We start from the raw sequence: 7,927 nt of genomic DNA on the forward strand, positions 1-7,927 counted from the left end.
AGAATTATTTTAGCCGCTGCCTCTGGATTGTTCTTGCAAAAATCTATAGCTTCTTGTTCTGTCATAATATGTATGTTTAAGCAATTTTTGTGCCTATTTTTTTGTTTGGTGCTGAATGGTTACAATATTTTATAATTTTAATGAGTTTCTATTGCATAATCCGGGTTAAAAAATAAAAGAGGTATCAAAATCTAATGACAGCATATAAAAAAATGACTTGTATGAACTTAAAAGAAAATCATTAGAAAGTTCTATTCCATATCAAAATTTAATTCAAATGTTAATTCACCAATTCACAACTGACAAAATAAGATTGAGCATTTAGAGATAACAAGTTCTCGAGTTAACCATTATCTTTAGTGTATGAATTTAAGTTAGCACTCCATTACTTAGAGAAATTATTAATGAATGAGATAGTCAGCTAATGCAATAGAGCCAAAGAAAAGAGGTTGGTGGGCTAAGTAGATTAGTAAGGAGTGTTTTCCTAAAAGTGCAATTGAATTTGTTGCTTTATTTTCTTGTAAAGGAAATAAAAAAAGTCTTTTTTTACCAATAAATATACCTATTAAAACAACACCAAACCAAGGAGTTAGTGGAACTAAGTCTTCTGTGTGATAGGGAAGATGCAAGATTGAGGATGTTGCATTATAGAGCCAGTGCATGTTTATGATGCCTAGATTAAAAAGCAGTACAATCAGGACTCCTACTATAAGACTAAGCCATTCATAGCGTACAAAAGCAAGTGCGAGAACGGAAGCTACAGTGATGAAATGCAAGACTCCAAAATATATCCAACTTTGAGCAAAGGTAATAAGACTTGCGAAGGTAATCATTAGTGAAGCAAAAGAGAGAAATATAAAGCGTTTGAACTCTTTTTTAATTTTTATACCGTTTTCATTTACAAGTGCAAGTGAAATACCAACACAAAGGATAAACATCGATACAATAAGCATTCTATAATAATGCCACTCTTTTGCATGGTAAATGTCAATGTTTATAAAATGAAAATTATTCAAATCAAAAGAGAGATGAAAAATGATCATAAAAATGATGGCAAGACCGCGGATAAAATCTAGTTGTAAATATCTCAAATGTAAAAACTTTTTGCGTTATTATAGCATTATAAGTCCTTTTATTGTAAAATAATCAAAAATTTTTAAAGGTGTATTGATGGCAACAGTTGGTATGAGTGATATTAAAAAGAATATTCGTCTTGTGGTAGGCGAAGTTCCATATAAAGTAGTAGAATTTCAACATGTGAAACCGGGTAAAGGTGCAGCGTTTGTTCGTATGAAAATGAAAAGTTTTTTAAATGGTAAAGTAGTTGAAAAAACTGTTCATGCAGGTGATAAGTTTGAAGTTCCAGAGATTGATTATAAAACTATGCAGTATCTGTATGATGATGGTGAGATGTATCAGTTTATGGACAATGAAACATACGATCAACTTGGTCTTTCGTATGAGCAATGTGATGATGCTGCGAAGTGGTTTAAAGATGGCATTAACGTTGACATCGTGTTTTATAAAGGCAAGGCTATTTCTGTACAAGCTCCTGAAATTATGGAATTTGTTATCACTGAAACTCCACCTAACTTTAAAGGTGATACTTCAAGTGGAAGTAAAAAACCTGCGACATTAGAGAGTGGTGCTGTTGTACAAGTACCATATCATGTTTTAGAGGGTGATACTGTAAAAGTGAATACTGTTGATGGTGAGTATTTAGAAAAAGTTAAATAATTTAACTGAATTTATAAGGAAAAAGTAGTATGGGATTAAGTAATAAAGAATTACCAAAATTAGGCTTTTTGTATATGGACTATGTCTTAAGATTTTTTGATCACTCAAACTTTAAAGGGTGGCCAAACAAGATAGAAACTGTGACATATCATTGGAAAAATGATAAAGATAGATTTATTAAAGAAGTAAAACGAAAAAAGATTGATGTTCTTATAGGTAATATCCCTGCTACTGCATATGAAACTTTCCGTGAAATAGCTCGTGAGCTTCCTCATGTAAGATTTGTGCCTTCCCTTGATACGCAGTTTTCAAACAAGTCAAAGGAAAATGTGACACGATTTGCTTGGAAGTATGATCTGCCTATTCCTAAAACGTACATTTATTACAATCATAAAAATGCAGATAAATTTTTGAAAAAATGTGAGTATCCTAAAATAATCAAGAAGTCGTACGGTCCATCAAATTATGGTGGTTATTTCGTACATAAAGTAGATAGTTATAAAGAGGCGCGAGAGCTTTTTGATGAAAAAAGATACCATCCTCAATATTTTCAAGACTTTGTTCCAATGGAAGCTGACATCCGTGTCATGCTCATCGGACATAAGCCTGTATGTGCCTTTTGGCGTCGTGCTCCTGAGGGTGAATGGCTGACAAATACTTCTCAGGGTGGAAGTATGGACTATATGGATGTTCCAAAGTCAGTTCTTGATTTGGCTGTAAAAGTTTCTAAAGCAGCAAAAGCTGAATACTGGGCTTGTGATGTAGCGTATGGAAAAGATGGAAAAGTTCGTATTTTAGAGTGTGCTACTGCGTTTGCTGCGTTTCCATACATCAGAGATTGGATTGGTCAATACCTTATGTGGAATTTAAGTGAGGGTAGATTTAAACAACCGAATATGCCTATGTTTAACTGGGAAGAGTTAGGTAAAATTTCTCCAGATTTACTTAGAACTATGCGTCATATCACTTTTGGTAAATTCAATGCAAGTTATGATGGTGAATTCTTTGGAAATAAGAAAAAAATGTATGGTAAAAAAGAAGTTTATCTTCATGAACTAGATGAGAAGTATAAAGTTTATCCTGTTGGAAGAAGATATGCTGAAGAGTGGCCAAGTGAAAAGTGGAACTACCAAGACAAGTTGGCACTGAAACCTTTAAGAAGTTTAAAAAAAGATACCACAAAGAAGATTGAAGTGCCAAACCCTACAGGTGATGAAAGTACAGAATCTGTAGAAAATGAAGTAAAAGTGACCAAAGAAGAACTACATGATTTTTTAACTTCTGTTGAAGGTATAGGAAAAAAGAAAGTTAAAAAAATATTAGATCATTTTGGAAGCGTTGATGATGTTTTGGCTGTATTGCATCAAAATTCTTCACTTCTAACAGAAGTCAAAGGTGTTACTAAAAAATTAGTTAAAAAAATTGATAAAGCTTGGAATAAGCTTTTTAAATAGATAGACCAAATCATGGCTTGATGCCATGGTTATGCAAAAAGTGCTCCTGCAGTATTACGAAAAATTAAGACAACTTCACTATAATCACTTTAATATTTTACGACTTAACGAGGTGATAATTTGAGTGCGAAACCTTCCTTTACTCATCTGCATTTACATACAGAATACTCCCTGCTTGATGGGGCAAACAAATTAACAAATCTTGTTTCTCGTGTCAAAGAACTTGGAATGACTTCTGTTGCTATGACAGACCATGGAAATATGTTTGGAGCTATTGACTTTTATAAACAGATGAAAGGGGCAGGGCTTAAACCTATCATTGGAATGGAAGGCTATATTCACAATGGTGAAACATTAGGCGATAAAAGCTCAAAACAACGTTTTCATATCTGTTTATATGCGAAAAACAGAAAAGGGTATGAAAATCTTATGTACCTCTCTTCCAAAGCTTTTATTGAAGGTTTTTATTATTTTCCTCGTATCAATAAAAATGAACTGCGTGCGCATAGTGAAGGTCTTATTTGTACTTCTGCTTGTTTGCAAGGTGAAGTAAATTGGCATCTCAATCTACAAAATGAAAGAAATGTTCGTAATGGTGCACTAGGATATGAAGGTGCTTTAAACGCAGCTCGTGAGTATCAAGATATATTTGGTGATGATTTTTATCTCGAACTTATGCGTCACGGCATTGGTGACCAACTCTACATAGATGAGCAAATACTTAAAATATCTCGTGAGACTGGCATAAAAATAGTTGCAACAAATGACACGCATTATACTTATCCTGATGATGCGCAGTATCATGAAGCATTTATGTGTATAGGGATGAATAAACTCTATGATGACCCAAATCGTATGCGTCATTCTGTACATGAATTTTACATTAAATCACCCGATGAAATGGCAAGACTTTTTGCAGACATACCAGAAGCACTCGAACATACGCAAGAAATTACCAACAAGATAGAAGATTTTGTGCCGATTGTAAAGTCACCGACACCGCCAAACTTCAAATTTACACAGGAATACGCAAAAGAAGAGGGGCTTGATATTGATTTTGAAGATGACGCGCCTTTAGCTGAAAATGCAAGTGAAGATGAGAAAAAAAAGTGGATGAGTGCAGCTGATAAAAATGATGCTGAGTATTTCATTATCAAATGTCGTGAGGGGCTAGAAAAACGCCTCAAAATAGTACCCCAAGAACGCCATCAAGAGTACCGTGATAGACTTGACTTTGAGATGAATATCATCAACTCTATGAAGTTTCCAGGTTATATGATGATAGTTTGGGACTTTGTTAAAGAGGCTAAACGTTTAGGTATTGCCGTGGGACCCGGTCGAGGTTCTGCAGCTGGTAGTTTAGTCGCTTTTAGTTTAGATATCACAGATATTGACCCGATGAAATATGACTTGCTCTTTGAGCGTTTCTTAAACCCTGAACGTGTAAGTATGCCCGATATAGATATGGACTTTATGCAGGCACGTCGTGGTGAAGTAATAGACTATGTAACAAAAAAATATGGTCGTAATCAGGTTGCTCAGATTATCACCTTTGGTTCACTTCTTGCAAAAGGGGTTATCCGAGATGTTGCTCGTGTTTTGGATATGCCACTCAGTAAAGCTGATCAAATGGCAAAGCTTGTTCCTGATGAGCTAGGAATTACATTAAACGGTAAGACAAAAAATGGTGAGTTTAAAGATGGTGCATTTCAAAAAGAGCCAAAACTTCGTGAACTTGTAGAGAGCGATCCACAAGTAGGACGGGTTTGGGAATTTGCTAAAAAACTTGAAGGGCTTAAACGAAACGCAGGTATGCATGCTGCAGGTGTTGTTATCTCCAATGAAGAACTTTGGAAAAAGACACCTATCTACAAACCATCAGGTGAAAATACTTTTGTAACACAATATTCACTGAACTATATGGAAGATGTTGATTTAATCAAATTTGACTTTTTGGGTCTTAAAACTCTTGATGTCATCGACAATGCGATTAAGCTTATCAAACGCAGATATGACAAAGATATAGACTGGCATACCATAGATGAAAATGACAAGAAAGTTTATGATGTAATTCAAACAGGTGAAACGGTAGGAATGTTCCAGATAGAGTCTTCAGGTATGCAAGATTTAAACAAACGCTTAAAACCTTCAAACTTTGAGGATTTAATTGCGGTCTTGGCCCTGTATCGTCCGGGTCCTATGGAATCAGGTATGCTTGATGACTTCATTGAGCGTAAACATGGTCGTCAAGAGATTACTTATGTATTTGAGGCACTTGAAGAGATACTTAAGCCTACGTATGGGGTTATCGTTTATCAAGAACAGGTTATGCAGATTGTGCAGACTATTGGTGGTTTCAGCCTTGGTGGTGCAGACATTGTTCGTCGTGCTATGGGGAAGAAAAAAGTCGATGAGATGCTCAAATATAACAAAGAATTTTCTGAGGGTGCAGCTAAACAAGGACTGGATTACAAAACGGCTTCTGAACTTTTTGACCTTATTGAAAAATTTGCTGGTTATGGTTTCAACAAATCTCACTCAGCAGCCTATGCGATGGTTACCTTTCAAACAGCATGGCTCAAGACCTACTATCCAAATGAATTTATGGCAGCCCTTTTAACATCGGATAAAGACAATACTGAAAAAGTTGTGCGTTATATTGATGAAGTAAAACGTATGGGAATTGAGCTCTCACCTCCAGATATCTGTGACTCACAGTTAGAATTTTCCGCAATAACAAAAAATGGACAAGAGATAATTCTTTTTGGACTAGGTGGTGTTAAAGGCGTAGGTGAAGCAGCCATCCATGCAATGCTTGAAGAGCGTGAAGCAAATGGTGATTACAAAACTTTACAAGATTTTGTTAATAGAATTGAGCCAAGTAAAGTAAATAAACGTGTTGTTGAAGCAATTATAAAATCAGGTGGTTTTGACAGATATGGTTACTCACGTAAAGCACTTTTAGATCAAGTTGAGCTTATTGTTGAAACGGCAAAAAAAGCGAGTGAAGCGAAGAAAAATGTAGTCGGTAGCCTTTTTGGTGATGATGAAGAGATAACGACAGTTAAACTTGAACTTCAAAATTCTGATGAGTATGAACTCAAAGAAATTTTGGAATTTGAAAAAAGTACTTTGGGGTTTTATGTCTCAGGGCATCCAATGGATAGCTATCGCGAAGAGTTAGATCAGCTAAACTATACACTCTCATCTGAGATTGAGAGTATCAAAGATGGTTCTTATGCTATTTTTATAGGTAAAGTTGAAGAGATACAAAAAAAGGTCTCTAAAAAAGGAAATCAGTTTGGCATTGTGAGTCTTATGGACTTTCATGGAAATGTCGAAATTATGCTTTTTTCAGATAAATTAGAACAGCTCTCAGAGATGAACCTAGAAGAACCTGTTGCCTTTAAAGCAAAAATCACACATACGGAGATGTTTACTCGTATAGGTGTTACAAAAATTATGACACTCAAAGACGCTAAACGGGAAACAAAAAAAGTTAAAAAAGAGATACAAGAGGCACCACCAATACCAGTAAGCCTTTCCGTTCGTTTAAGTTCAAACTTTGATGTACTTGAGAGTCTTTATAGTTTAATTCGACAAAACCCAGGCAACAGACCATTGAAAGTGACAATAGTCTCAAAACTACATAATGTCGTAATAGATTCGGCCATACGAGTAGATAGTAAGTTACTTACTGCTTTAGATGGGAATGAATTTGTAGATATTTTGTAGTTTATGTGTTATAATATGTAAAATATTACATAAAATAGGATGTAAAAATGATAGCATATACCAGAGATGAAATTATTTCCGCTAGTGAAGTGGCAAGGAACTTCTCTTCTGTTTTAAATAATTTAATGACTCGTAAAAAAGAGCGTGTTATAATTTCTAAAAATAATAAACTTGAAGCAGTTGTTATACCTATAGAAACATATGAAAGAATGCAAGAGGCATTTGAAAATGTACAAGGTATTAAAAATCTAGAGACGACAAATTAATGTTTCAAAAATCACTCCTTAAAAATTTTATAAAATATTTCAATGCTCCAAATTCTAATGATATTATTAGACTTGTTACGAAAGAGAAGTTCATTGCAGAAGATGCAAACGGAGCGGAGTTTATTTCGCTGTTGGCAGATTTTTTCAACTGGGAAAAGTATGAAAGAGAAGTGAAAAACTCTACAGATATGAAAAAAGCTGATGGGATTGTTTATGATGATAATGCAAACCCCATAGCAATCATCGAACTCAAATCGAGCGATAAAAAAATAGCAAACCGTGACATCATAGCTCAGGCTTTTCGCTACAAAAATGAAAAGCCTACATGTAAGTATGTCATCATTTCAAATTTCAAACAGTTAGATATTTACAGTGAGAGCAGTGATGTCTGTTTTTCCGTAGATATGACACAGGCACAAAGCTATATGACACTTTATGCCCTTTTAAATCAATCATCATTAGAAGCAAACGAAATTGCACGACTAAAAAAACTCTCAAAATCACAAGAAGAGATTACAAAAGAGGTTTATAAAGAGTATAGTAGTTTTAGGCTAAAACTTTTAAATAACCTTATAAAAAACAATCCACAACTCCCACGAGAGACCATTTTTGAAGCTGTAAACAAACTGCTTGACAGATTTATGTTTATACTTTTTGCAGAAGACAGAGGGTTGATACCTGCAAATAGTATAGATAAAATCATAAAACAGTATGAGAGTGCCAAAGAGGGGTGGG

General features: G+C 34.7%; 6 protein-coding genes. 5 read left to right on the forward strand and 1 reads right to left on the reverse strand.

Features of this window, described 5'->3' with window-relative positions:
- Positions 1-401 precede the first annotated feature (401 nt).
- A complete protein-coding gene (locus MV052_RS08310) occupies positions 402-1,091 on the reverse strand; it encodes a heparan-alpha-glucosaminide N-acetyltransferase (RefSeq protein ID WP_297443072.1) in 690 nt (229 codons plus the stop codon).
- 79 nt (positions 1,092-1,170) lie between these two features.
- On the opposite strand from MV052_RS08310, the gene efp reads away from it, so the two are divergent.
- From efp to MV052_RS08335, 5 genes are all read left to right on the forward strand, one after another.
- Positions 1,171-1,737 (forward strand): elongation factor P, encoded by a 567-nt coding sequence (gene efp, locus MV052_RS08315; protein ID WP_297443075.1) that lies wholly within the window; start codon positions 1,171-1,173, stop codon positions 1,735-1,737.
- Positions 1,738-1,766: 29 nt separating this feature from the next.
- The gene (locus tag MV052_RS08320; protein ID WP_297443078.1) at positions 1,767-3,191 is read left to right on the forward strand and encodes a helix-hairpin-helix domain-containing protein; all 1,425 of its coding nucleotides are present in this window, start codon (positions 1,767-1,769) and stop codon (positions 3,189-3,191) included.
- A 120-nt stretch (positions 3,192-3,311) separates the two neighbouring features.
- Entirely contained in the window at positions 3,312-6,926 is a 3,615-nt protein-coding gene (gene dnaE / locus MV052_RS08325; protein WP_297443080.1) for a DNA polymerase III subunit alpha, read from the forward strand.
- Positions 6,927-6,973: 47 nt separating this feature from the next.
- Positions 6,974-7,192, forward strand: a complete 219-nt coding sequence (locus MV052_RS08330; protein ID WP_297443083.1) for a type II toxin-antitoxin system Phd/YefM family antitoxin — start codon at positions 6,974-6,976, stop codon at positions 7,190-7,192.
- Positions 7,192-7,927: type I restriction enzyme HsdR N-terminal domain-containing protein (locus tag MV052_RS08335; protein WP_297443086.1), on the forward strand; the 736-nt coding region annotated here is incomplete at its 3' end. The genes MV052_RS08330 and MV052_RS08335, both read left to right, overlap by 1 nt.

This window comes from Sulfurimonas sp. (assembly GCF_026988655.1).
Taxonomy (GTDB): domain Bacteria; phylum Campylobacterota; class Campylobacteria; order Campylobacterales; family Sulfurimonadaceae; genus Sulfurimonas.

Excerpts from the sequence above, each read along its gene's own strand:
- efp (WP_297443075.1), top strand. The coding sequence starts at position 1,171 with ATGGCAACAGTTGGTATGAGTGATATTAAAAAGAATATTCGTCTTGTG.
- MV052_RS08330 (WP_297443083.1), top strand. The coding sequence starts at position 6,974 with ATGATAGCATATACCAGAGATGAAATTATTTCCGCTAGTGAAGTGGCA.
- MV052_RS08320 (WP_297443078.1), top strand. The coding sequence starts at position 1,767 with ATGGGATTAAGTAATAAAGAATTACCAAAATTAGGCTTTTTGTATATG.